Origin of the sequence: Falsiruegeria mediterranea M17 (assembly GCF_900302455.1) — a bacterium.
Classification (GTDB): domain Bacteria; phylum Pseudomonadota; class Alphaproteobacteria; order Rhodobacterales; family Rhodobacteraceae; genus Falsiruegeria; species Falsiruegeria mediterranea.
The window spans coordinates 49,860-74,125 of the sequence record NZ_ONZG01000017.1; the positions used below are offsets into that span (position 1 = coordinate 49,860).

At 60.2% G+C, this 24,266-nt stretch carries 24 protein-coding genes and 1 tRNA gene; 20 read left to right on the forward strand and 5 right to left on the reverse strand.

Annotated features, from left to right (window positions below):
* Window positions 1–6 precede the first annotated feature (6 nt).
* The 4 genes from TRM7615_RS23415 (at window position 7) to speB (ending at window position 3,837) form a co-directional block, all read left to right on the forward strand.
* Window positions 7–1,218, forward strand: a complete 1,212-nt coding sequence (locus TRM7615_RS23415; RefSeq protein WP_108792338.1) for a saccharopine dehydrogenase family protein — start codon at window positions 7–9, stop codon at window positions 1,216–1,218.
* On the forward strand, window positions 1,163–1,717 hold the full coding sequence (locus TRM7615_RS25390) for a hypothetical protein (protein WP_165821517.1): 555 nt from the start codon (window positions 1,163–1,165) through the stop codon (window positions 1,715–1,717). Before TRM7615_RS23415 ends, TRM7615_RS25390 begins: the two co-directional genes overlap by 56 nt.
* Window positions 1,718–1,825: 108 nt before the next feature.
* Window positions 1,826–2,995: a carboxynorspermidine decarboxylase gene (nspC, locus tag TRM7615_RS23425; RefSeq protein WP_108792342.1), complete on the forward strand. Its 1,170-nt coding sequence runs from the start codon at window positions 1,826–1,828 to the stop codon at window positions 2,993–2,995.
* Window positions 2,992–3,837, forward strand: coding sequence for an agmatinase (gene speB / locus TRM7615_RS23430; RefSeq protein WP_108792344.1), 846 nt, complete (start codon window positions 2,992–2,994; stop codon window positions 3,835–3,837). Before nspC ends, speB begins: the two co-directional genes overlap by 4 nt.
* A 75-nt stretch (window positions 3,838–3,912) precedes the next feature.
* On the opposite strand, the gene TRM7615_RS23435 is transcribed toward speB, so the two are convergent.
* Entirely contained in the window at window positions 3,913–4,362 is a 450-nt protein-coding gene (locus TRM7615_RS23435; protein ID WP_108792346.1) for an Lrp/AsnC family transcriptional regulator, read from the reverse strand.
* A gap of 123 nt (window positions 4,363–4,485) precedes the next feature.
* Between TRM7615_RS23435 and TRM7615_RS23440 the strand changes: the two genes are divergently transcribed.
* From TRM7615_RS23440 to katG, 8 genes are all read left to right on the forward strand, one after another.
* Window positions 4,486–5,631: an amidohydrolase gene (locus TRM7615_RS23440; RefSeq protein WP_108792348.1), complete on the forward strand. Its 1,146-nt coding sequence runs from the start codon at window positions 4,486–4,488 to the stop codon at window positions 5,629–5,631.
* Between the two features lie 5 nt (window positions 5,632–5,636).
* Window positions 5,637–6,824, forward strand: coding sequence for a diaminopropionate ammonia-lyase (locus TRM7615_RS23445; RefSeq protein WP_222850555.1), 1,188 nt, complete (start codon window positions 5,637–5,639; stop codon window positions 6,822–6,824).
* Window positions 6,817–7,983, forward strand: coding sequence for a M24 family metallopeptidase (locus tag TRM7615_RS23450; RefSeq protein ID WP_108792350.1), 1,167 nt, complete (start codon window positions 6,817–6,819; stop codon window positions 7,981–7,983). Before TRM7615_RS23445 ends, TRM7615_RS23450 begins: the two co-directional genes overlap by 8 nt.
* Window positions 7,984–7,993: 10 nt before the next feature.
* Window positions 7,994–8,743, forward strand: coding sequence for a maleate cis-trans isomerase family protein (locus TRM7615_RS23455; protein ID WP_108792352.1), 750 nt, complete (start codon window positions 7,994–7,996; stop codon window positions 8,741–8,743).
* 88 nt (window positions 8,744–8,831) lie between these two features.
* A complete protein-coding gene (locus tag TRM7615_RS23460; protein ID WP_108792354.1) occupies window positions 8,832–10,340 on the forward strand; it encodes a DUF4153 domain-containing protein in 1,509 nt (502 codons plus the stop codon).
* Window positions 10,321–10,998, forward strand: a complete 678-nt coding sequence (locus tag TRM7615_RS23465; protein WP_108792356.1) for a response regulator transcription factor — start codon at window positions 10,321–10,323, stop codon at window positions 10,996–10,998. The genes TRM7615_RS23460 and TRM7615_RS23465 overlap by 20 nt, the downstream gene beginning before the upstream one ends.
* Complete coding sequence (locus TRM7615_RS23470; RefSeq protein ID WP_108792384.1) at window positions 10,995–11,987, forward strand: sensor histidine kinase; 993 nt, start codon at window positions 10,995–10,997, stop codon at window positions 11,985–11,987. Before TRM7615_RS23465 ends, TRM7615_RS23470 begins: the two co-directional genes overlap by 4 nt.
* Window positions 11,988–12,248: 261 nt before the next feature.
* A complete protein-coding gene (katG, locus tag TRM7615_RS23475; protein ID WP_108792358.1) occupies window positions 12,249–14,468 on the forward strand; it encodes a catalase/peroxidase HPI in 2,220 nt (739 codons plus the stop codon).
* A 94-nt stretch (window positions 14,469–14,562) separates the two neighbouring features.
* Here katG and TRM7615_RS23480 read toward each other — a convergent pair whose 3' ends face one another.
* Complete coding sequence (locus TRM7615_RS23480; protein ID WP_108792360.1) at window positions 14,563–14,997, reverse strand: LysR substrate-binding domain-containing protein; 435 nt, start codon at window positions 14,995–14,997, stop codon at window positions 14,563–14,565.
* 3 nt (window positions 14,998–15,000) lie between these two features.
* Window positions 15,001–15,450, reverse strand: coding sequence for a LysR family transcriptional regulator (locus tag TRM7615_RS23485; protein ID WP_165821518.1), 450 nt, complete (start codon window positions 15,448–15,450; stop codon window positions 15,001–15,003).
* A gap of 53 nt (window positions 15,451–15,503) precedes the next feature.
* On the opposite strand from TRM7615_RS23485, the gene TRM7615_RS23490 reads away from it, so the two are divergent.
* From TRM7615_RS23490 to TRM7615_RS23525, 8 genes are all read left to right on the forward strand, one after another.
* On the forward strand, window positions 15,504–16,820 hold the full coding sequence (locus tag TRM7615_RS23490; RefSeq protein WP_108792364.1) for an MmgE/PrpD family protein: 1,317 nt from the start codon (window positions 15,504–15,506) through the stop codon (window positions 16,818–16,820).
* A complete protein-coding gene (locus TRM7615_RS23495; protein WP_108792366.1) occupies window positions 16,817–18,154 on the forward strand; it encodes a trimethylamine methyltransferase family protein in 1,338 nt (445 codons plus the stop codon). The genes TRM7615_RS23490 and TRM7615_RS23495 overlap by 4 nt, the downstream gene beginning before the upstream one ends.
* A 76-nt stretch (window positions 18,155–18,230) precedes the next feature.
* Window positions 18,231–19,106, forward strand: a complete 876-nt coding sequence (locus TRM7615_RS23500) for a carbon-nitrogen hydrolase family protein (protein ID WP_108792368.1) — start codon at window positions 18,231–18,233, stop codon at window positions 19,104–19,106.
* A gap of 90 nt (window positions 19,107–19,196) precedes the next feature.
* Window positions 19,197–19,415 carry a translation initiation factor IF-1 gene (gene infA, locus TRM7615_RS23505; protein WP_005978431.1) on the forward strand — a complete coding sequence of 73 codons (219 nt, stop codon included), beginning with the start codon at window positions 19,197–19,199 and terminating at the stop codon, window positions 19,413–19,415.
* A gap of 10 nt (window positions 19,416–19,425) precedes the next feature.
* Entirely contained in the window at window positions 19,426–20,004 is a 579-nt protein-coding gene (locus TRM7615_RS23510; protein ID WP_108792370.1) for a Maf family protein, read from the forward strand.
* On the forward strand, window positions 20,001–21,023 hold the full coding sequence (locus tag TRM7615_RS23515; RefSeq protein ID WP_108792372.1) for a ribonuclease E/G: 1,023 nt from the start codon (window positions 20,001–20,003) through the stop codon (window positions 21,021–21,023). The genes TRM7615_RS23510 and TRM7615_RS23515 overlap by 4 nt, the downstream gene beginning before the upstream one ends.
* Entirely contained in the window at window positions 21,020–21,202 is a 183-nt protein-coding gene (locus tag TRM7615_RS23520; protein ID WP_108792374.1) for a DNA gyrase inhibitor YacG, read from the forward strand. The genes TRM7615_RS23515 and TRM7615_RS23520 overlap by 4 nt, the downstream gene beginning before the upstream one ends.
* An 80-nt stretch (window positions 21,203–21,282) precedes the next feature.
* Window positions 21,283–21,357, forward strand: a tRNA-Phe gene (locus TRM7615_RS23525).
* A gap of 388 nt (window positions 21,358–21,745) precedes the next feature.
* Here TRM7615_RS23525 and TRM7615_RS23530 read toward each other — a convergent pair.
* Both TRM7615_RS23530 and TRM7615_RS23535 read right to left on the reverse strand, forming a co-directional pair.
* Window positions 21,746–23,392: a tetratricopeptide repeat protein gene (locus TRM7615_RS23530; protein WP_108792376.1), complete on the reverse strand. Its 1,647-nt coding sequence runs from the start codon at window positions 23,390–23,392 to the stop codon at window positions 21,746–21,748.
* Between the two features lie 115 nt (window positions 23,393–23,507).
* Window positions 23,508–24,041 (reverse strand): FAD-binding oxidoreductase, encoded by a 534-nt coding sequence (locus TRM7615_RS23535; protein ID WP_235824197.1) that lies wholly within the window; start codon window positions 24,039–24,041, stop codon window positions 23,508–23,510.
* Between the last annotated feature and the right edge of the window lie 225 nt (window positions 24,042–24,266).

A 24,266-nucleotide genomic window follows, 5' to 3' on the forward strand; every position in this document is an offset into this window, starting at 1 on the left:
TTGCGCATGGGTAAGACACTGGTTGTCGGTGCAGGGGGCGTATCCCACGCCGCAGTGCACAAAATGGCGATGAATAGCGATATCTTTACCGAGATCACGCTGGCAAGCCGAACCAAGTCGAAATGCGATGCGATTGCTGCCGCTGTCAAAGAACGTGTAGGCGTCGAGATCAAGACCGCTGAATTGGACGCTTATAAGGTCGCCGACACAGTTGCGCTAATCAAGGAAACCGGTGCTGAACTGCTGGTCAACTTGGCCCTGCCCTATCAAGATCTCGTGCTGATGGATGCCTGCTTGGAAGCGGGCTGTCACTATCTGGATACCGCAAACTATGAGCCCGAAGATGTGGCCAAGTTTGAATACCACTGGCAGTGGGCCTATCAGGACCGCTTCAAAGAGGCTGGCCTGACCGCGATCCTGGGCTCGGGTTTTGATCCGGGCGTGACATCGGTCTTCGCCACCTGGCTCAAGAAACACAAGTTGGAGACCATCCGTCAGATCGACGTGCTGGACGCCAATGGCGGCTCCAACGATCAGGAGTTCGCCACCAACTTCAACCCCGAGATCAACCTGCGCGAGGTTCTGGCCGAGGTGCGTCATTGGGAAAACGGCGCGTGGCATACCAGCCCGGCGATGACCACCAAGGTCGAATTCGATTTCCCGGCCATCGGCGTCAAGAACATGTACCAGATGTATCACGAGGAACTGGAATCGCTCTCGACCCACTTCCCCGAGATCGAGCGCGCCCGTTTCTGGATGACCTTTGGCGATGCCTACATCATGCACGCCAAGGTGCTGGAAAACGTCGGCATGACCCGGATCGATCCGGTGATGCACGACGGCAAGCAAATCATCCCGATCCAGTTCCTGAAAACCCTGCTGCCCGACCCCGGCGATTTGGGCGCGGAAACCAAGGGCAAAGCCTGCATCGGCGACATCGCCACGGGTCAGGCCAAGGACGGCTCGGGCGAGAAGACATATTACATCTACAACATCTGCGACCACGAAGAATGCTACGCCGAGGTTGGCAGCCAGGCCGTCAGCTACACCACCGGCGTCCCGGCCATGATCGGTGCGGCTCAGGTGCTGAAAGGCAACTGGGTTGAACCCGGCGTCTGGAACATGGAACAGCTGGACCCCGACAACTTTATGGACATGCTCAATGAACACGGCCTGCCCTGGCAAGTTCATGAGCTTGACGGCCCGGTCGAGTTCTGAGCACAACGCGAAACGCCTGATTGCGGGTGGGTGCACAGCGCCCACCCGTCACACTGGGGAATTGCCTTTGGGCAGGTTCTGGCGGACGGGCGCTTTAGACCGCTTCAACTTAAGTCACCTCGCCTTGCCTTGCTTCGTCGTTGACGAAACCGACATCGAACGCGATTGTTCGGTGGCAAATTTACGGCAACTTCACAGACCTTCGACGCTGAACGCGCGTACGGTTCTTGTTTCAGAAATAGCGGAGCATCCCATGTCCAACGAACCCTTTGCCACAATTACCGATGGCCTGATCAAAGCCAAAATCTGGAAGACCTCCGGTCCCAAGGGAAATTTTTATTCCGTCGATATCACGCGCAGCTTCCGTGACCCCAGCGGTCAATGGAAAAAGGCGCACAGCTTTTCGGGTGCGGAACTCTTGCGCGTGTCCAACCTTGCGCAGCGAGCCTACAATATGATCCTGGAGTTCAAAGCGCAGAGCGGCGACGACAGCGATTGAAAAAGGCTTGATCCACCCGCAGGCAAAAGGCTTGCCGCAAAGGGCCAGAAACCAGTACTCCGCCCAATAGACCCCTTTGAAACGTCCCGGTTGCAAAATGAGCACGCAATGTCCGACATCATGACCACACAAGCCGGCGATGCCGGCGCCTTTCGCGACTTTGACCTGAGCCGGGTCCCCTCTCCCTGTTTCGTCGTCGACGAAAAGGCGGTGGAACAAAACCTGAGCATCTTGTCGGATGTCGCCAATCGCTCGGGCGCACATGTTCTGAGCGCGCTGAAAGCCTTCTCGATGTTCGCGCTTGCCCCACTGGTACGCCAACACCTGGGCGGTACCTGCGCCTCTGGCATCTTCGAGGCCCGCTTGGGGCGCGAAGAATACGGAGGAGAGGTCGCCACCTTCTGTGCCGGGTACAAGGATCAGGACATCGATGAGATCCTGAGCCTGTCGGATCACATAATCTTCAACAGCCCCGCGCAAAAGAACCGCTTTCTCGCCAAGGCACAAGCCGCAGGCGTTCAGGTCGGCTTGCGGATCAACCCCGAACACTCCGAAGGTGAGATCCCGAAATACGACCCCTGCGCGCCCTGCTCACGTCTGGGCACCCCTGTGTCACAGCTAACACCCGAGGCGATGCAAGGCGTCGATGGGCTGCATATGCACACGCTCTGCGAACAAGGGTTCGAGCCATTGCAGCGCACCTGGACGGCGGTCGAACCCAAACTCGCGCCCTATTTGGCTGAGTTGAAATGGCTCAACTTCGGCGGCGGGCACCATATCACCCGCGGCGACTATGACCGCGATGCTTTGGTCGATTTCATCAAGACCATCCGCAAGAAACACGGCGTCGAGGTCTATCTGGAACCCGGCGAAGCCGTTGCGCTGGACGCAGGCATCCTGGTGGGCGAGATCCTCGACCTGCCGACCAACGGGATGAACCTGGCCATCACCGATATCTCGGCCACCTGCCACATGCCCGACGTGATCGAGGCCCCCTATCGCCCTGCCCTGATGGACGAGGCCGAGACAGGCCACACCTATCGCTTGGGCGGGCCGTCCTGCCTGGCAGGTGATGTGATCGGTGACTACACCTGGGATGCGCCGCTGGACATCGGCCAGCGTTTTGCCTTCCTTGATCAGGCGCATTATTCGATGGTCAAGACCAACACCTTCAACGGCGTCCCGCTGCCCACAATCGCCCAGTGGAACAGCGACACCGACGAACTGAAAATCATCAAGCAGTTCGGCTATGACGACTTTAAGGACAGACTCTCATGAGCATTTTCCTAGACAGCGAACTGTCTGAGACTGAGCGCACCGAAACCGCCCGCTTCCATGTGATCCCCGTGCCATTGGAGCGCACGGTCTCCTACGGCTCGGGCACCGCCAATGGCCCCGCTGCAATCATCGAGGCCAGCAACGAGCTGGAACGCATCGTGGGCACAGCCGAACCCTGCGCCGACGGCATTTTTACCGAGGCTCCGCTCGACTGCACTGGCCCTTTGCCTGAAGTGATGGAACGGCTGGCGCAGCGCACCGAGGCCGCGATCAACGCAGGCAAAGTGCCCGTCACTCTGGGCGGCGAACACTCCCTGTCCTATGGCGCCGTGACTGGAGTCGCCCGCGCGCTGGGTAAACCCGTCGGCATCGTACAGATCGATGCCCATGCTGACCTGCGCGTGGCCTATCAGGGCGAAAAACACTCCCACGCCAGCGTCATGCACCTGCTGGCCGAGGACGGCATCAAATTGGCCCAATTCGGCGTCCGCGCCCTATGCCAGCAAGAGGTCGACAGCCGCTCCGCCAATGGCGTGTTCTTCAAAGACGCCGAAGAGCTGGTGACACACAACACCCACGCCGTCGACCTGCCCGATGACTTTCCGGAGCTGGTCTATGTCAGCTTCGATGTCGATGGCCTCGACCCCAGCCTGATGCCCGCAACTGGCACGCCCGTTCCTGGGGGCCTGGGCTACTACCAGGCGCTGCATCTGGTTGAACACGCCCTCAAGGGTCGTAAATGCATAGGCTTCGACGTGGTGGAACTGGCCCCCGACGGCAACGCCGCCTGGGATTTCACCACCGCCCAGATCGTCTATCGCCTCATGGCCGCCTGCCAATAGGCCCCATCCCTTCACCCTTTTCCAAATACTCCGGGGGAGGCGCGCAGCGACGGGGACCGCGCCCCCTCTGCCCTGTCAAACCACATCCAACGACACCTTGACCCGGTCCATCACGATCGAGGTTTTGAAGCGGCTGATGTTGGATTGCTCAAAGAAATGTTCCTGGGTGAAGCGCTCATATTCCTTGATGTCCGCCACAGTCAGGATCAGTACAAAATCCGCCTCTCCCGTAGTGTAGTAACATTGCTGCACGCACTCCGCGGCCCGGATACGCCGCTTGAAAGCGTCAAGCCGTGCCAGATTCTCGCGCTCCAGAATGACCTCGACAATGATGGTCAACTCGCGCCCCGCTTTGGCCGGCGACACAACCGCGATCTCGCGCTCGATCACCCCGGTTTCCCGCAGCTTTTTCAACCGCTTCTGCACGGCTGCAGGGGACAGCCCCACGTCCTGGCTGATCACCTCGGCCGTCAGCCGTGCGTTGCTTTGCACCAGCTGAAGGATCTGTTTGTCTTTTTCATCCATGCTCCGAATTTCGTATCATTTCTCCAAGATGGCAATTATTTTCGTCACCACACAGGTAAACTCTGACGCTCAATAAACCGATCTTCGATGGATACTCGCGTCACCTACGCGGAGAACAAGACAATGCCCCCCTCCCCCGATGCCCTGATCAACCTGAGACACGACTTTCACCGCAGCCCTGAGTTGGGGTTTCAAGAAGAGCGCACCAAGGCCCGCGTCGCCGATCACCTTAGGTCGCTCGGGCTTGAGGTGCATGAGGGCGTGGGCATCGTCGGTATCTTGCGCGCAGGCACGGGCAATCGCGCCATTGGGCTGCGGGCCGACATGGACGCGCTGCCGATCACGGAAATCTCAGGCCTCGGTTATGCATCTGAAACCCCCGGTGTCATGCATGCCTGTGGGCACGACGGACATATGTCCATGTTGCTTGGGGCTGCCGAAACTCTGGCCGCCGATCCTGACTTTGACGGCACCGTTGTTTTTCTCTTCCAACCCAACGAAGAACACGGGTTGGGCGCACAAGCCATGATCGACGAAGGCGTACTGGAGCGGTTTCCCATCGAAGAGGTCTACGCCATCCACAACCTGCCCGGCGCGCCAGTGGGTCAGGTCTCGACCCGGCCCGGGTTGATCTGTTCGTCCGAGAGCCTGTTTGAACTGACCATCACCGGTCAGGGCGGTCATGCTTCGATGCCACAGGCAGGCGTGGACGCGATAACCGTGGGCGCGGAACTGGTGCAGGCGCTGCAAACCATCGTTTCGCGCAAACTGGCGCCGGGGGCCGGTGCCGTGGTGTCCGTCACTGAGTTTCTGACCGACGGGCAGCGCAATGTCTTGCCCGGTCACGCGACGCTCAAGGGTGACGCGCGAGCACGTTCGCCACAAGATCGCGCCGACATCGAACGCCACATGCGCCGGATCGCGGCGGGGATCGCCACCGCCCATGACGTGCAGATCGACGTCTCGTTCAACACCGAGTTTGTCGAAACCATCAATACCCCCGGCCCTACCGAAAGCGTTGTTCAGGCCGCTCGAGCACAAGGCCTCAACACGACCCCTGATCGCACCCCGATGAGCTTTTCCGAAGATTTCGCCCATTTTGCAGCGGCCGTGCCCGGGTGTTTTCTCCTCCTGGGCAACGGGACCGAAGGGCGCAACGGCCAACCGCTGCATTCGGCGGATTATGATTTCAACGACGCCCTGCTGCCGATTGGCGCAAACCTATGGGCGCAGCTGGTTCGTGACCGGCTGCCACAACGACAGGACTGACCCCGATGACCCCTTATCAGACCGCCACACTGCACCACGTCCATCGCATGCCCGAAACCGGCGATGCGGCAACCCGCGTGTTGTCCCCCGAGGATTTTTCGCGCGCTGTGACAGAGATCACCAGCTGGCCCGGATATACTGAAACACCGCTCGCATCGTTGGATGGACTGGCATCGGAACTGGGCCTCGGCGCGATCCACTACAAACACGAAGGCCCGCGGTTCGGCCTGGGCAGTTTCAAGGCGCTCGGCGGGTCTTATGCCGCTATGCGCGTGCTGCAAAGGGTTCTGTCCGAGCGTTTGGGGGCCGAGGTGACACTCGCCGATATCAGCGCTGGCGAGTACCGCGATGACTGCGCCAAGATCACGCTGGTGTCGGCCACCGACGGCAACCACGGCCGCTCGCTGGCCTGGGGCTGCCAACGCCTGGGCGCGCCCTGCCGTATCTACATCCACGCCGAAGTCAGCGAAGGCCGCGCCTTGGCCATGCGCGAGTTGGGAGCCGAGATCATCCGCATCACCGGCGACTATGACGCCTCGGTCGCCTTGGCGCGCGAAGAGGCCGAACAGAACGGCTGGTACGTGGTGTCCGACACCTCATGGCCCGGCTACACCGAGCCACCGCGCGATGTGATGGCCGGCTATGGCGTGATGACGCGCGAAGCCTGCGAGGCGATGGATCAAGCCCCCACGCATGTGTTCCTGCAAGGTGGCGTTGGCGGTCTGGCCGCCTCGGTTGCCGCAGGCCTGCGCCAGTATTGGGGTGCGGACACCCCTCGCGTGGCCGTGGTTGAACCCGAACTGGCCGCGTGCCTTTACGAAAGCGCCAAAGCCGGGGCCGCCACAAACTTCGCCATTCAGGAAGAGACCATCATGGCTGGCCTAAGCTGCGGCGAGCCGTCCCCCATGGCGTGGGAGATCCTGAGCCAAGAGGCCAGCGACTACCTCACCATTCCGGACAGCATTGTCGCCCCAACCGTCCGCATGCTGGCCCGCCCGCAGAATGGAGAAGACCTGATCGAAGCAGGCGAAAGTGCCGTCGCCGGTCTGGCCGCCGTGATTGCCGCGTGTCAGACCGATAGCCTAAAGGCCGCGCTTGGGTTGAATGAAACCTCACGCGTTCTGCTGATCGGCTCCGAGGGTGTCACCGACCCCGAGATTTATGCCCGCATCATGGAGGGCCACGATGCCTGAGGTGCCCGCACGCGGCTTTGAACGATCCGAATTCGAAACCCGTCTGACCAAGGCGCAGGCCCTGATGGCGCAACACGGTTTTGACGGTATCTTGCTGCTCAGCGAACCCGAAGTGCGCTATTTCAGCGGTTTTCAAACTCTGTTCTGGCAAAGCCCCACCCGTCCGTGGTTCCTGTATCTACCCCGCTCAGGGGAGCCGGTGGCCGTGATCCCCGGCATCGGCGCCGACCTGATGGGGCGAACCTGGGTGCGCGACATTCGAACTTGGGATGCTCCGAACCCGGATGATGATGGCATTTCGCTGCTGCACGATCTGCTGGGGCCGTTGAACGCATCCCGGCAGACATTGGGCATCCTGAAGGGTCACGAAACCGGCTTGCGGATGCCACTTGGCGACTATGAACGCCTGATGGCAGGCCTGCCGGACATTCGCGTGAAAGATGCGACCAGCCTGATCCGCCAGTTGCGGATGGTGAAATCCGAGGCCGAGATCGCCAAGCTCGCCCATATCTGCGCCATCGGTTCGGACACGTTTGACACTGTCCCAGAGTTCGCACGTGAGGGCACGCCGCTCGAGGATGTATTTCGCGCCTTCCGCCGCAGCGCGCTGTCGATCGGCGCGGATGATGTGCCCTATCTTGTGGGCGGTGCCGAGCAGAGGGGCTATCACGACGTGATCTCTCCGCCCTCGCGCCGGCCTTTGCAGACGGGCGACGTCCTGATGCTGGATACCGGTGCCACATTCGATGGCTATTTCTGCGATTTCGACCGCAACTTTGCGATTGGGCGCGCCGACGATGCATCCCGCCACGCCTATGACGTGCTCTGGCGCGCAACCGAGGCCGGTTTGAACGTTGCCCGCCCCGGCACCACTTGCCGCGAACTGTTCCACGCAATGCGTGCGGTGATCGCGGAACTCGACGATCAGGACGCCAATGTGGGGCGCCTGGGGCATGGGCTGGGTATGCAACTGACAGAATGGCCCTCGCACGCGGAATTTGACGACACTGCCCTGCAAGAGGGTATGGTGATCACGCTGGAGCCTTCACTCAGCTACGGTGATGGTCGCACCATGGTGCACGAAGAAAACCTGGTGATCCAGGACGGCGCACCGCGCTTGCTGAGCCGACGCGCTGCACCTGAGTTACCAGTGATCTGAGGGGAAAGTGATGAAGCTGTCATTCGACACGGATGCGGGGATCGGGACACGGGCCAACCTGGGCGTCGTGGTGCTGGAAACCGACGAGACGCTGGAGCAGGAGTTCGCGCGGATGACGCGCGAGCCAGGCGTGGCACTCTATCACAATCGCATCCCGATGGTGCCCGAAATCCGCCCCGAGACCCTGCAAAAGATGGCAGCAGATCTACCGGCCTCTGCCAACCTGTTTCCATCGTCGCTGAAATTCGATGTGATCGGCTATGGCTGCACGTCGGCCTCGACCGTGATCGGGCCCGACGGCGTGCGCGAGGCTATCCAATCTGCCCGCCCCGAGGCGCAGGTCACCGATCCGCTCAGCGCCATCATTGCAGCTTGCAAGGCGCTCGGGGCAACCCGGTTGGGGTTCATCACGCCCTATCTTCCAGAGGTTTCGGCAAAGATGCGCAGCAAACTGGAAGAGGCGGGAAACACCATTGTCAGCTTTGGCTCTTTCGAGGAAAGCGATGACCGTGTGGTGGCCCGGATCACGCCAAAGGCCATTCTGAGCGCTGTTGATACGGTCACAAAAGATGCGGAGTGCGATGCGGTGGTGATCTCCTGCACCAACCTGCGCTGTCTCGACATCATCCCCCAGGCCGAGGCACAGGCTGGCGTCCCGGTGGTCTCAAGCAATCAGGCGCTGGCTTGGCACATGCTGCGCCTGAGCGGCGTGTCTGATCCGCGACCAGATTTCGGCCAGCTCTTCACGCGCCCGCTCTGATCTGCACGAATTCTGCACAACTGCTGCGCGGGACCTGCACCCGCGTCTGTCATGACGATCCCAAGCCAACAAAAAAGGGGCAAGGGACATGGCACACATATTGGAAATCCGCGGGCTTCCTGCGTCGATTGAGCAAGACAGCTGGTGGCTGGATGACACAACAGAACAAGCCCCCGAGCGCAGCACAGGCATTATGCGCACGCCTTGGTCGGCGGGGCTGTTTGGATTGATCGCACTCGCGGATTTTCTGTTCTTCGACCACCCCAAGGGGCTGTCGCTGGCCATCTTTGCAGCAGCCATCTTTGGTGCGGTCTGGGTCTTGCGCAGACCCAAGATGAACTGGTCTGGCCCCGCCTCTCTCCTGGCTGTTGGCAGCCTTCCGGCAGTGGAACATCTGCAGGCGCTATCGATTGTCTTTCTGACCTTGGGGCTCTTGGGCAGCCTGGGCTGGGTCGCCCTGGGGGACAGGGCAACGCTGGCCCAGATCGCCCGCACCGGTGGCCTTATTCTCCGTTCGATGCCGCTGCGGGGCGCGCGCGACCTTTGGAGTAGACGGCACCGGGTGGCCGCCCCGCGCCTGCAACCGGGCGCGACCTCCGGGATCCACGCAGTCCTGCGGGCCTGGGGCTTTCCTTTGGGCGGGCTGTTGGTTCTGGCTGCACTGCTGATCGAGGCCAACCCGATCTTGCTGCATTGGACGAACACCATCCATCTGGGCAGTCTCGACCCTGAAAGAGCGCTCAGCCGTTTGCTGTTCTGGGTCGGCATGGCGCTTTTGATCTGGCCGTTGCTGGTTCCCCTGTCGCCGCAACGCCAAACCTACCCCCGCAAACCCGGGCCGTTCTCGGGCCTTTTTTATCCGAACAATTGGGGCGTGAACAAGACCAGCACCGGCAATGCGCTGGTTACATTCAACCTGCTGTTGGCCGTACAAACCGCCCTCGATGCTCTCTACCTTTGGGGTGGGGCCAGCCTGCCCGAGGGGATGAGCTACGCCACCTATGCGCACCGGGGCGCCTATCCGTTGTTGATCACCGCGTTACTGGCCGGAGGGTTTGCCCTGGCAGCGCACCCTCATCTGGGCACCAAAAGCTGGCTGAAACCACTGCTGATGCTTTGGCTGGCCCAGAACGTGGCATTGGTCCTGTCATCGCTTTTGCGGCTCGAACTATACACCTCGGTCTACGGCCTGACCTATCTGCGGGTGCATGCCGCGATCTGGATGGGGGTGGTTGCCATCGGACTGATGCTGGTGGCCTGGCAAATCTGGCGCTCCAAGTCCAACCTCTGGCTGCTGGCGCGGTGCTCCGCCTTGGGCCTGGGCGTTCTCTATGCCTGTGCTTTCGTGAACTTCGCGGATCTGATCGTGCGCTCCAATCTGTCCCGGACGGGCAATGTGGACACCTATTACGCCTGCCAATTTGGCTCCATGGCTGCGGCGGCTCTGCACGACATCCCCGGATGTGATATCACCGCCCCGCAAATCCAAGGCTGGCGGGATTGGGGCTTTCGGAGCTGGCGGGTGCTGGATAATCTCGCCGCCATGAACCCCGCCGCCGATCAAGCAGAGGTCAGCCATGAACATCCTCGTCGTTGATGACGACCCGCGCCTGCGCGAGCTGTTGACTCTGACCCTGAACCGGGCCGGATATCAGGTCGCAACCGCCTCGAACGGACAACAGGCGCTGGTCGCGGCCACTCGCGATGCCCCCAACCTGATCGTGCTCGACGTGGGGCTGCCCGAGCTTGACGGGCTCGAGGTCTGCCGCCGCCTGCGCCAGACATCTGATGTGCCCATCCTGTTTCTGACCGCCCGCGATGACGAGATCGACCGCATTCTGGGGCTGGAACTGGGGGCGGATGACTATGTCACCAAACCGTTCAGTCCACGCGAGCTGGTGGCACGAATAAAGACAATCCTGAAACGCAGCCAGCGTGCGGCAACGCCGACTATTCATCGCCACGGCGACCTGACGCTAGACCCAGACCGCCACCATTGCGCCGTCAACGGAACACCTGTCGCCCTGACCCGAACCGAGGCGCAGATCCTTCACGCCCTGATCCAGCGCCCAGACCATGTCATCACCCGATCGCAACTGACGGATGCCATTTATGGCACGGGCAGCCCGGTGTCTGACCGCACGCTGGACAGCCATCTGCGCAACCTGCGCCGCAAACTGGCCGAAGCCGGATGGAGCGACGGCGTGGAAACCGTGCATGGCGTTGGCCTGCGCCTGCGTCCGTGGCCCGCATGAGCCGGAAATGGCGCCCCTCTCTGTGGCTGGTGCTTGGCGGTGCTTTGGTAGGTACTCTGGGACTGTCATTGGTCGGGCTAGTGGTGCTGCGATACTTGGGGCCCGAGATCGGCTTTCGTCCCGCGGCTGTGCTTTTGGCCATCGTGATCGGGTTGGCGACCTTGGCACTTGGCGTTCTGTTGGTGCGCCTCCTACTGCGCCCGGTCTCCGAACTGTCTCGGCGTGCCGAAGCCGTGCGTATGGGCCAATCCAAAGGCGCTGATCCGCTTGAACACTACGGCACGCAGGAATTGCATCGCTTGGGTCAAAGCGTGCTGGACATGGCCCAGGCCCTGCAACGGCGTGAAGCCTCGATCCGCACCTTTGCCGATCACGTCACCCACGAACTGAAAACCCCGGTGTCCGCCATCCGCGCCGCGGCCGAGTTGCTAGAAGACAACCCGGAACTGAACCCGGAAGACCGGCAATTGGTCACACAGATCCAGGGCGCAGCGCAGCAGATGCAGGATCAGCTGAGTGCGTTGCACCGCATCACAGCAGCGCGTGAAACCGCCTATCACGGCAGCTGCAGACTGAACGACATCCTGGCAAACCTGCAGATCCAGCATCCAGGCTTGGACCTGACTGTCAGGGGCGGTGACATCGCCCTGCCGCTGTCAGGCCAGGGTCTTCAGATTGTGCTGACACATCTGCTGGACAATGCGTCTCAGCACAGGGCCACGCGGTTAACTGTTGAGGTCACGCAAGAAAGAACAACCCCGACCATACGTTTTGCGGACGATGGACCGGGTGTTTCACCCGGCAACCAAGCGCATGTGTTTGAGCCCTTTTTCACCTCGCGTCGTGACACGGGCGGCACCGGTATGGGTCTGCCAATCGTGCGCAATCTGCTGCAGGCGCATGGTGCAGAAATCGCGTTGGTCCCAACCGACAAAGGTGCATGTTTCATGGTTTCTTTCCTGGACGGTCATCGCATTGCAAAGCGATAATCAAATCCTATTGAAACGATGAAGATAAACAATTTTATCCAATCCATTTTGTCCGCTAGGCTTGGAGTCGAAGCGTTGAAATCGGGTTGATCCGGGGAGAGGTTATTTCGTTCACAATCAACCTGTTGAAGGCAAACATCCGATCCACCCGCGCCTGATTTCCCGCGAAAACCGCGAGAATCGACCGGGTGGATTTATGTGCGCCAATTTCAGCATTCACGCAGCTATTTTGAACATCAAAGCCACGATCGGAGAGCAAAAATGGACGGAAACAACAGCGCAGGGAAATGCCCCGTCATGCATGGCGCGCCCGTGAACACCTCACGAGGTGGAACCGGCAACCGCGACTGGTGGCCCAACCAGTTGAACCTGAACATCCTGCATCAGCATTCGTCGAAATCGAACCCGATGACCCCCGATTTCGACTATGCCGAGGCTTTCAAATCGCTCGATCTTCAGGCGCTCAAGGCGGATCTGACCGCCCTGATGACTGACAGCCAGGATTGGTGGCCTGCGGACTATGGCCACTATGGCGGCTTGTTCATCCGCATGGCGTGGCACAGTGCGGGCACCTATCGTACCGCAGACGGCCGCGGTGGCGGTTCGACCGGCAACCAGCGGTTTGCGCCGCTCAACAGCTGGCCGGACAACGGCAACCTGGACAAGGCGCGCCGCCTGCTGTGGCCGATCAAGCAGAAGTACGGCAACAAGATTTCCTGGGCCGACCTGATGATCCTGGCCGGGAACGTGGCCATCGAATCCATGGGCGGGCCGGTCTTTGGCTTTGCCGGTGGTCGTGCGGACATCTGGGAACCCGAGCAGGACATCTACTGGGGCGCCGAATCCGAATGGCTGGCCACGTCCGACAAGGAAAACAGCCGCTATTCGGGCGAGCGTGATCTGGAAAACCCGCTGGCCGCTGTCCAGATGGGCCTGATCTACGTCAACCCCGAAGGCCCCGATGGCAACCCCGATCCGGTTCTGTCGGGCAATGACGTCATCGACACCTTTGGCCGTATGGCGATGAACCCCGAAGAGACTGTGGCCCTGGTGGCCGGTGGTCACACGTTCGGCAAGGCACACGGTGCCGGTGATCCCGATCTGGTGGGCGCCGAACCCGAAGGCGCCTCGATCGAAGAGATGGGCCTGGGCTGGAAGAACGGTTTTGGCACCGGCAAGGGTGGTGACACCACCACCAGCGGCGTCGAGGGCGCTTGGAAACCGAACCCAACCACTTGGGACAACGGCTATTTCGATGTCCTCTTTGGCTACGAGTGGGAGCTGGTCAAAAGCCCCGCGGGTGCCCAGCAATGGCAAGCCAAGGACGTCGCGCCCGAGCACATGGTTGTGGACGCGCATGATCCGTCGAAAACCCACGCGCCGATGATGACCACCGCCGACATGTCGCTGCGGATGCACCCGGATCTTGAACCGATCTCGCGTCGGTTCCACGAGAACCCGGATGAATTCGCCGACGCCTTTGCCCGCGCCTGGTTCAAGCTGACCCACCGCGACATGGGCCCGCGCAGCCTGTATCTGGGCGATGATGTTCCGACCGAAGAGCTGTTGTGGCAGGACAACGTCCCCGCCGTCGATCATGATCTGGTGGACGCAGGCGACGTGGCCGCACTCAAGGAACAGATCCTGGCAACCGGCCTGTCGGTGTCGGAGTTGGTCTCGGCAGCCTGGGCTTCGGCCTCGACCTTCCGTGGATCGGACAAGCGTGGCGGTGCTAATGGTGCGCGCGTGCGTCTGGAGCCGCAAAAGGATTGGGAGGTCAACAACCCGGCGCAATTGGCCAAGGTGCTGTCGGCGCTTGAGGGCGTGCAGTCGGCCTTCAACGGCGCTCAGTCGGGCGGCAAGAAAGTCTCGCTTGCGGATCTGATCGTTCTGGGCGGCTCTGCTGCCATCGAACAGGCCGCCAAGGCCGCTGGCAACGACGTCGAGGTGCCGTTTACCGCGGGTCGCACGGATGCCAGTGCCGAACAGACGGATGTCGAATCCATCGCCGTTCTGGAACCCATCGCCGATGGCTTCCGCAACTACACCAAGGGCCGGTTCAGCGTCGCGGACGAGGAACTGCTGGTCGACAAAGCACAGCTTTTGACCCTGACCGCACCAGAAATGACGGCGCTGATCGGCGGTATGCGTGTGCTCGACACAAACTGGGACGGCTCGGCACATGGCGTGCTGACCAACCGGCCTGGCCAGCTGTCGAACGACTTCTTCTTCAACCTGCTGGATGCGGGCATCGAATGGAGTGCTGCGGACGAAGACAGCCGCGTCTTTGACGGCAAGGACCGCGCATCGGGCCAGATCAAATGGACCGGCACCCGCGCCGATTTGGTCTTTGGCTCGAACTCGCAACTGCGCGCCCTGGCCGAGGTCTATGGCTCCAGCGACGGCGAGGCCGTATTTGTGCAGCAATTCGTCGAAGCCTGGACCAAGGTGATGAACGCCGACCGGTTCGACGTCGCATAAATCCCCACGACACAAGAAGAGGGCGCGGATCATCCGCGCCCTTTTTCGTGTTTGCCAGGGCATCTCGCAGCGGACCCACCGGCCTGAATTGATGTCAAACCTCCGCCGAGGCAATCCAGTTCAGAAACAATTCGGCTACCGGCCGCGTTCTGGCGCGTTCAGATATCGAGCAGAAGTACCCTCGTGCCGTCCTGCACTCGTGTTCGCAAGCCAGAACCACGGATCCGCTGTTCAGGTATTCGTCAATCATCGGCCGCCACCCGATGCCCACGCCCAACCCGCTCTGGATTGCGCGGAGATACACCATGTAGCTGAGGTATCGGTCATGTTTGGGTGGTTTGGGCGCATGCAGGCCGGTGCCATCGAAATACCGGTCCCAGTCGCCGAAATGCGCCGGTCCTGACATGTGCAGCAACGTCTGTTCGGCCAGAGCGCACAGGTCAAACGGCGTGTTGGTTGGCAGGACACTCGGTTGGCAGACCGCGACGATACGTTCGTCAAAAACCCGTCCGCTGCGCAAGCCCGGCACGCCCTACTCGCCAAACACCACCACGAGATCACACTGGCTCAGTTCATAGTCCGGGTTCTGGTCCCGCGTCACCACCTGCACCTTGATGTTGGGGTGAAGTGACTGAAACTCGGCCAAACGGGGGAGCAGATAGAAACTGGTAAAACCGATGGCCGCATTGACCACGATCTCACCCCCCGGACGTCGCGATTGCACCGCCTCGAACCCGGCATGCATGGCGTCAAATCCGTTGGCAATGGTACTGGCCAGAACGTGCCCCTCTTCAGTCAGAGTCAGCCGTGGCTTGCTGCGCCTAAAGAGCGCAATACCAAGCCACCCTTCAAGCGCGGCCACCTGTCGGCTGATCGCGGGCTGCTGCACGTTCAACTCTTGCGCAGCCCGCGAAAAGCTAAGGTGGCGCGCCGCCGCCTCGAACGCGTTGATCTGTTGCAGCGGCAAAGGTTTGCGGGCCATGATCATTCCAACAGTGAATTAATTAAATTCGCCATTTCCACCTTTCTTGAACAATTCAAGGGGGCCACTCTGAACCCGAGCATCAAGGAAGGAATGTTCGTGCAGGTCCAGTCCCTGGCCCGTTTTGCCGCCACGGCACACCTTCGACTGCAGCGCGAGATGTTGCGGGCCCTGCCGTCGCCGATTGCTTTGGCTGCATTCCGGCAGGAGCGGACAGTGAGGTTGCGCAGAAGACCGTCGCAGCCTATCGGCGATTGGGGCAAGGAACCGCACCCGTGTTTGGCACGGCGAGAACATTGCCGACCTCGTCCGCAGCGCTGGTCAATGCAGTTGCTGGGCATGCTTGGGATTTGGATGATTGGGAGGAGCCGGGAAACACCCATCCAACAGTTGTTTTGCTCCCCGCCCTATTGGCCACAGCGCATCTGACGCCTGCAACCGGTCGGGACATGTTGGCGGCCTATGCCGTGGGATGCGAAATCATCATGCACTTGGGTGAAGCTGTCACGCTCGACCATTATGCGCGCGGGTTTCACTCTACCACGACCCTGGAGGCCATTGGCGCGGCCGGAGCTGTTGGCCGACAATTGCGGCTGAATGGGGACCAGATCGCCCATGCCATGGCGATCGCAACGTCGCAGGCTGTCGGTTATACCGTTCAATTCGGATCGAATGCCAAGCCGCTGCAAGCGGGGTTCGCCGCGCGGGTCGGGGTCGAGACCGCAGTTCTGGCCGCGCAAGGGGCAACAGGGCAACCAAGGGTGATCGAACACCCTCGCGGATTTGCCGGGTTGATGGGGAAACACGACCCAAAGCCGTTCGATGATATGGCCGAAAAACTGGGCACCCCCTGGGCTTTGGAAGAGTACGGGCTTGTTCTGAAGCCCTGGCCCAGTTGCGGGTATACCCATCGCCTTATGACCGCCGCGTTGGATCTGCGCGGCAAGGTGCTGAACAGGTTGGATCAGATCACCTCGGTCCGGGCGCGCCTGCCGGATTTTCATTACAAGATCCTGCCCTTTGACAGACCCACCACCCGCAACGAAGCGCTGTTTTCCGCCCCGGCCTGTATCGCGCAGGCGCTGGTCACCGGCGGGTTGACGCTGACCGACAGTGCCGCAGGTTTCTGGCAGCAAGAGCCGGTTGACCGCTTGATCACATGCACCCGCGTGACGGCAGAGCCAGCTCAAAACCCCGAGCTGAACTATGACCCCGAACAGCCTGATCATCTGACCATTGAATTGCGCACAGACGAAGTAATCGAGACCACCTGCGCCTATCCTCTAGGTGCACCACAAAACCCGATGAGCACGAAGCGTGCTCGCCGCCAAATTTCACAGCATCACCACTTGGCCCGAGGTCAATTATGAACACTTGTTGCAATGGGCCGATGCTCCCGATGTGGCCCGGTTTTTCCAGGAGTTCGCCAGATGAGCAGACCAAAACGCGCAGGGGGCCGCAGCGCCCGCAGGTTGAAACGCGCAGTTGGCGCAGGCAGCGGCCCGAATTCGACATCGACCCATCTGATACGCGCATCCACTTTGGCACCTCGGGCGCGGCGGTCCACATCGTTGACAGCGAAACCTGCGAGATCCGCGATTCCACCCTGCGTGACCTCTATGACATGGCGCGGCTGGCGCAGGCGCTGCCCAACCTGCACATGTTCCAGCGTACCGTCGTGGCCCGTGACCTGACCAATCCGCGCGAGATGGACCTGAACACCGCCTATGCTTGCCTCAAGGGGACGGCAAAACCCACCGGCACCTCGTTCGGGTCGCCCGATGTCATGGAAGAAGCGGTCGAGATGCTGTCGATCATCGCTGGCGGGCGAGACGCGCTGCGCTCCAGGCCTCCGATCTGCGTGTCCACCTGTTTCATCGTCCCGTCGCTCACCTTCGCCGAAGAGGCGCTTGGCGTCATCGAATGCGCCGCGCAACATGGCATTCCGCTGAAACTCGTCTCGGCCGGTCAGGCGGGCGCCACCAGCCCCGCGCCGCTTGCCGGGGCGGTGGCGCAGCAAACCGCCGAGGTGCTGGCGGGGCTAGTCTATGTGAACCTGCTGAACCCCGGCCACCCCGCCACATTTGGCGCCCTGCCCTTTGTCAGTGATCTGCGCACCGGAGCGATGTCGGGTGGCAGCGCCGAACAGGGCCTGCTGATGGCCGCCTGCGCACAGATGTCGCAGTACTATGACATCCCCTGCGCCGTCAGCGCGGGCATGACCGACAGCAAGATGCCGGATTTTCAAGCCGGGTATGAGAAGGGGTACGCCGAACTGCTTGCCTCGCTGGCAGGCGCCAACCTGATCTATGAGGCGGCAGGCATGTATGGCTCGCTGTTGGGATGTTCGCTGGAGAGCTTTGTGTTGGGCAACGACATGATCGGCTCGCTGATGCGCGCGACACGCGGGTTCAAGGTAACGCCCGAGACGCTGGCCTTGGAAACCATCCGCGACTTTTGTGTCGGTGGTCCCGGTCATTTCCTGGGACACGAACAGACACTGAACCGTATGCAATCGGATTATTTTTATCCCGCGCTTGCCGACCGACGCACGCCGCAGGAATGGGCCGAAGCCGATGATCGCAGCCTTCTGGAACGCGCCCGCCAACGCACCGCCGAACTGTTGGCCGCGCCTGAGCCGGATCACATCGCGCCCGAAGTTGATGCCGAAATCCGCTCAAGCTTTCCGATCCGCCTGTCGTGATGTGGCCCGCTTTGCCATTGCCTCGGGACAAGCGGCGTGGCTTTAATCTGCGCATCGCACGAGGAGAGAGAGCCACATGAAGATCGCGACTGCTGCCTATCCGCTCGACTGGCTCGACAGTTGGTCACAGTACGAGGACAAAATTGCCCATTGGGTCAGCGACGCCGCAGGGCAAGGCGCCGATTTGCTGGTGTTCCCGGAATACGGCGCGATGGAACTGTGTACGCTTGCAGGCGCCAATGTGGCCGCAGATCTGGAACAGTCGCTACACGCCGTGTCCGACCGGATGGAGCCAGTTCATGATCTGCACCAGAAGCTGGCGGCGGAACACGGCGTTTACATCCTGGGTGCATCTGCCCCGGTGAACGACGGCTATGACCGCCCTGTGAACCGCGCCACGCTCTATGCCCCCAACGGCAAACGCGGCCATCAGGACAAGCAGATCATGACCCGGTTCGAACGCGATCCGTGGAACGTGGTGCCGGGTGATGGCCTGCAGATCTTTGAAACCGAACTGGGCAAGATCGGCATCTTGATCTGTTACGACAGCGAATTCCCTCTTCTGGGGCGCGCGCTGAGCGAGTGCGAAATCCTCCTCGTGCCCTCGTGTACCGAGGCCTTGTCCGGCTATTGGCGGGTGCGGATCGGCGCAATGGCGCGGGCCTTGGAAAACCAATGCGTTAGCGCCATGGCCTCGCTGGTGGGCGAAGCACCCTGGTCGGAAGCGGTGGACATGAACACAGGTATGGGCGGCATATTCGGGCCGCCCGATACAGGCTTTCCCATGACCGGCGTTCTGGCCGAAGGCACCCTGAACCACCCGGGTTGGACCTATGCCGAGGTTGATATGGATGCCGTCGCCCATGTGCGTGCCGATGGCGTGGTTTTGAACCGAACCCACTGGGAAGAACAGGACAGCCGGGTCAATTCGGTCACAAACAGCCTTGTTTGAGCGATTGGGGCCTTGAAATAAGGGGGGAATAGGCTCATTTAAGCGCACGGCCCGCGGATTCTGCGGGTGCAACATCAAGATGGAGACAACATGGCCAAGGAAGATACGCTCGAATTTCCCGGTGTCGTGAAGGAACTCCTGCCGAATGCGACGTTTCGGGTCGAGCTGGAAAACGGCCATGAGATCATCGCACATACGGCAGGCAAGATGCGCAAGAACCGCATCCGTGTTCTGGCCGGCGACAAGGTTCAGGTCGAAATGACCCCCTACGATCTGACCAAGGGTCGGATCAACTACCGCTTCAAGTAACGCCAGCCACATGGCGTTCATTCTCGGATCGGGCAGCCCGCGACGGTTGGACCTGTTGGCCCAGCTTGGCGTGCAGCCCGATGCCGTCCGCCCCCCCGACATCGACGAAGATCCTCGTAAGGCCGAACTGCCGCGTCCCTATTGCGTCCGCATTGCGCGTGAAAAGGTGCAAGCGGTCGAGGCCGCGCCAGAGGACATCGTGCTGTGTGCCGACACCACCGTGGCGCTTGGCCGCCGGATCATGGGCAAGCCCGCCGATGCAGGCGAAGCCGCCAAATTCCTGCACGCGCTGTCCGGTCGCCGCCACCGGGTGATCACTGCCGTCGCCGTGCGACGCGGGGACAAGCTGTGGGAACGTGACGTGGTCAGCCAGGTCAAACTCAAGCGCCTCTCGGACGTTGAAATCAACGCATACCTCGCCACCGGCGATTGGCAGGGCAAGGCCGGCGGTTACGCGATCCAAGGGCCCGCCGGGGCGTTCATCCCATGGATCAGCGGCTCGTTCACGAGTATCGTGGGCTTGCCACTCTCGGAAACCGCAGGCCTGCTGCAGGCCGCAGGATACCCCTTGTATCAGGAGCGCACATGAAGGGCCGCACCATCGTTCTGGACCACCTCAATAACCGCCAGGCGGCGGCGCTGATGGTGGACGGCAAACTCGAAGACTTCCTGATCGCAGGCGACGCGCCTGCCCCCGGCACGATCTATCGTGCCCGCGCCGACCGCCCGGTCAAGGGCCAGGGCGGTATGTTCCTGACAACACCTGATGGCCCCGCATTCCTGCGCCAGGTCAAGGGCTTGGCTCCCGGCGCGATTCTGCTGGTGCAAGTTACCGGCTATGCCGAACCCGGCAAGGCCATTCCGGTGACCACGAAGGTTCTGTTCAAAAGCCGCTACGCCATTGTCACGCCCGATGCGCCCGGCTTGAACATCTCGCGCAGCATCCGGGACGAAGACGAACGCGACCGCCTGCTGGAAATCGCCCATGGTGAAATGGGCGAGTCGGGGTATGGCCTGATCATCCGCTCGTCCTGTGCGGGCGCGGACGAAGACAACATCGCCGAGGACATCGCCGAGATGGTCGAAATGGCGTCCCGAGTGATGTCCGACGACAGCCAGGACATTGCCAGCCTGGTCGAAGGCGACGGCCCCCACACACTGGCATGGCGTGACTGGACGGATCCTGCCGAAGTGGTCACCGACCCTGGCGGTTTCGAAGACCACGGCGTGCTGGACGCGTTGGACGAGGCACAAGGCATCGTTGAGCCCCTGCCCGGCGGCGGTTACCTCTTCATCGAACCAACCCGCGCCCTCATCGCAGTGGACGTCAACACCGGCAGCGACACCTCAATGGCGGCAGGGCAAAAGGCCAATTTTGCTTGTGCCAAGGTCCTGCCCCGTGCACTGCGCGTCCGTGGCCTGGGCGGACAGATCACACTGGATCTGGCCCCAATGCCAAAGAAGGACCGCCGCGGGTTTGAAACCTCACTCCGCGCTGCCTTTCGCGCAGACCCGGAAGAGACAAATCTAGTCGGTTGGACTCCGTTGGGTCATTTTGAGTTGCAACGCAAACGCGGTCGCGTGGTCTTGTCCGAGGCACTAAAATGAGTTGTCCGATCTGTGATGCCGACAGGGTTTCGAAGTACCGCCCGTTCTGTTCAAAACGCTGCGCGGATCTGGATCTGGCCAAGTGGCTGAATGGGTCTTACGGTCTGCCATCCAACGATCCAGAGGATCTTGATGTCGACGTTACCACAGAAGAAAAAGCACCAGATCGTCCGCATTAAAAAAAACCTGAAAAAGCCTCTGGACACTGCCTGTGGCACGTCATAGAAGGCCTCCACCCAACGACAAACGTCGTTCCGATGCCCGGGTAGCTCAGGGGTAGAGCAGTGGATTGAAAATCCTCGTGTCGGTGGTTCGATTCCGCCCCCGGGCACCACTTTATTCCAGAATAAAGTATAGCAAGCATCTGTAAAATAACAATAAATCAGAAATCACCCAGACGTTCAGGTCAAGAGCAGGCGACTTTACTACACATTTCGCTGCACACAATCATAGACCGGGTCAGGAGTGCAGAATGGTTTTGGCATCTATTGTTCCGACCTCCCCGCTTCAATCATCGTTGAGATGACCGCAAATGATGCATCTTGCCCCATTCCATCCAGTGGGTCCGCAATTGGGGCAATCCCAGCTTGGGTAGAGATCGTTCCCTTTTCCCCAGCAGATCAATGCCCCCATGCGCCCGACATACGACTTGGCAGCGTCGAGCTTAGGTTCTGTAAGACGAACCTACTTCGATTTGGCCCGATACAGTGCCTGTCGAGGGGTTACCGCGCCGCCAATGCCCTCTGCCTGCAATAACATGATGCTTTGATCGGCACGTCGGCGCGGGCTACGGCCTTGTCCAATTGTAGTTTTATGTGGGCCACTTCGATTGTTTCGCCCCGCCGTGATAGACATTCGTGAAGGCCGTGCAGGCTCCAGACATTGCCGGGGTGCTGACACGCGCGACTCAGCGTTGCATCCAGACCCAGATCCGCACGGTAAACCGCCTCGGCCTCCTGCAATCGACCCTGCTCAAGCAGGAGCGCACCAAGCGCGTGGCGCGTGGGTTGCATCCATCCCCAGGGCTCATCGTAAGGAAGGTTGTCGTCAATCTCGACAGATTTTCGAAGATGGGCAAATGCAATTTCGTGTTCTCCCTTGTGATAGGCAAGTTCACCGAGCATCATTTGTTCCGCAACATTCAGAATGTCCCGGCAAGTGTTGTTGAAAAGCATTCGACTCTCCGGAACCCTGCCTAATGCGTCGTAGAATTCTGCTTTTTCAATCTCGGCATCCGAAGTTCTGTGCAGGTTGGCCAAGGCAACCGTTCGTGCATACCTCATCATGGCGGTTGTCACGCTGTACAGCTCTTCGTCAGCAGGAAGTTCTTGATCAAGGATGTCCTGCCAACGTCCGAACCTGATCAGGACATGTTGTTTCATAGGAACAAAGCCTTCGAACCAGTCGGCCATGGGACGCAGCGTCTCTGAGGGCAAAGTTTCGATGAGCTCTTCTGCCGCTTCTAGCGCGGCGGAAGGCTGTCCAAGGAACATCGCGCCGTAAATTTTGAAGTGATAGTTGTGACACCGATAGACGGAATAGAAATTGTCGGGTCCCTCGCGTTCGAGGAATTTCCGGTCGGCCAAGATAGCAGCTTCGTTGCGCAAAACCACGTTCATGTAATCGCCGCAAAGAACGTCAATATGCGTCGGCATATGAAGAAGGTGACCGGCGTCTGGCACCAACGTGCTAAGTGCATCACCATGGCGCAAGGCGCGCTCGGGATGTGGGGACATTTCCATGAGATGAATGTACATGTGCAGGAGGCCAGCGTGCTTCCACGCCCCCTCAAGGGTGTCTAGTGCTGTTTCAAGCACCTCGATCGCTTCCAGCGTGTCCGCTCCTTCGGCTGGCTCTCCGGTCGGCAGGTCCCAGAGTTGCCAGGGAGTCCGGTTCATGATCGCTTCGGCCAGCACAGCGCTTACATCGAGGTCCTGGCTGAATTCGGTGTGAACCTTTCGCATTGCGTCTGCGAAGGCATCGTTCCAGGGACTGAAATCTTCAATGTCCGATGAGGCCGGATAACGCGCCGGGATCGCCCGGATCAGGGCGCGCTCAACAGGTGTCAGCCGGTCCAGAAGCGCGGTTGCCCTTTCGATCGAAGATTTTGCCAACTCGATGCAATCGGGTTTTTCTTCTTCCTCGAATGTTTCCCAAGGCTTGTTGTAGTTGGGTCCGATGCAATAGGCGATCCCCCAATGCGCCATTGCGCATAAGGGGTCGGTAGCCAGCGCTTTCTGAAAGCAAACAATAGCTTCTTCGTGATTGTAAGCGTAGGTCCAGGTCAACCCTCGGTCGAACCAACGCTGCGCTTCGTCTGACGATGTGGTAACTTTCCGAGAATATATTCCGAGATCGAAATAGTCCATTAATCCGTCCTCTCCGGAAAACAGCCTATACCCTCCACAACCAAGCCATCTTCCATGCGGAAGACACAAAGGGAGTCAGTTCGCGGGCATAGGCAAGTTTTCCTGCTGTCCTTTTTCAGGTAGGCAAGATGTTGTGATTTAGCCGGAAGAAGTTGCCCGGGTCGTATTTGCCCTTGATCTGCGACAGGCGAGGACCATTGTCACCATAGGCACTTGTCACAGGTCTTTCTTCATCTTCCGGCATGAAGTTCACATAGGCGCTTCCGGTCGAATACGGCTTCATTCGATCATAAAGCGCCCGCGCCCACTCAATACAGTCTTTGTCTTTGGCGGGGTCTTCCCAACGCGTGTGCACGTTCATGATAAAATGTGATGATCTTTGAGGATAGGCTGTCTCATTGACTGCTACACGCGCCATCGCGCCGCCGATATGCGCGATGAATACTTCGCAGGCCGGGTCGGGCAGCGTTGCGATACCGTCAAGCAATGCTTGAATGGCGTCTGAGGGCAGCGCGTCGAAGTCGTGGCTTTTCCAGTAGTTTCGCGCGCCGGGTGTAAGAAGTGGATCAAACGCAGCCTGCCAATCGACAAATGCGTGGGGCGAAATGACATCTGCAATCGGCGTCCCCAGCGAGCGCAGGCCAGCCATGGCCTTTTCTCCATCCTTGATCGCACCAGTGAAGCAAGCCGCAAAAATGAGAACTTCGCGCCCATGCCATTCTTCGGGAAGAAACGGCAAGGGGGGCGTGTCAACGCCGGACTAAAACTGCACCATTCGCCGGAACAATAGTGCACCATTTGTTCGGTTTTGGCCGGAGCAAAAGTACACCACCGTTTCGTATTTAGGTTTGTCCTTCGTCGCGCATAGCGGAGC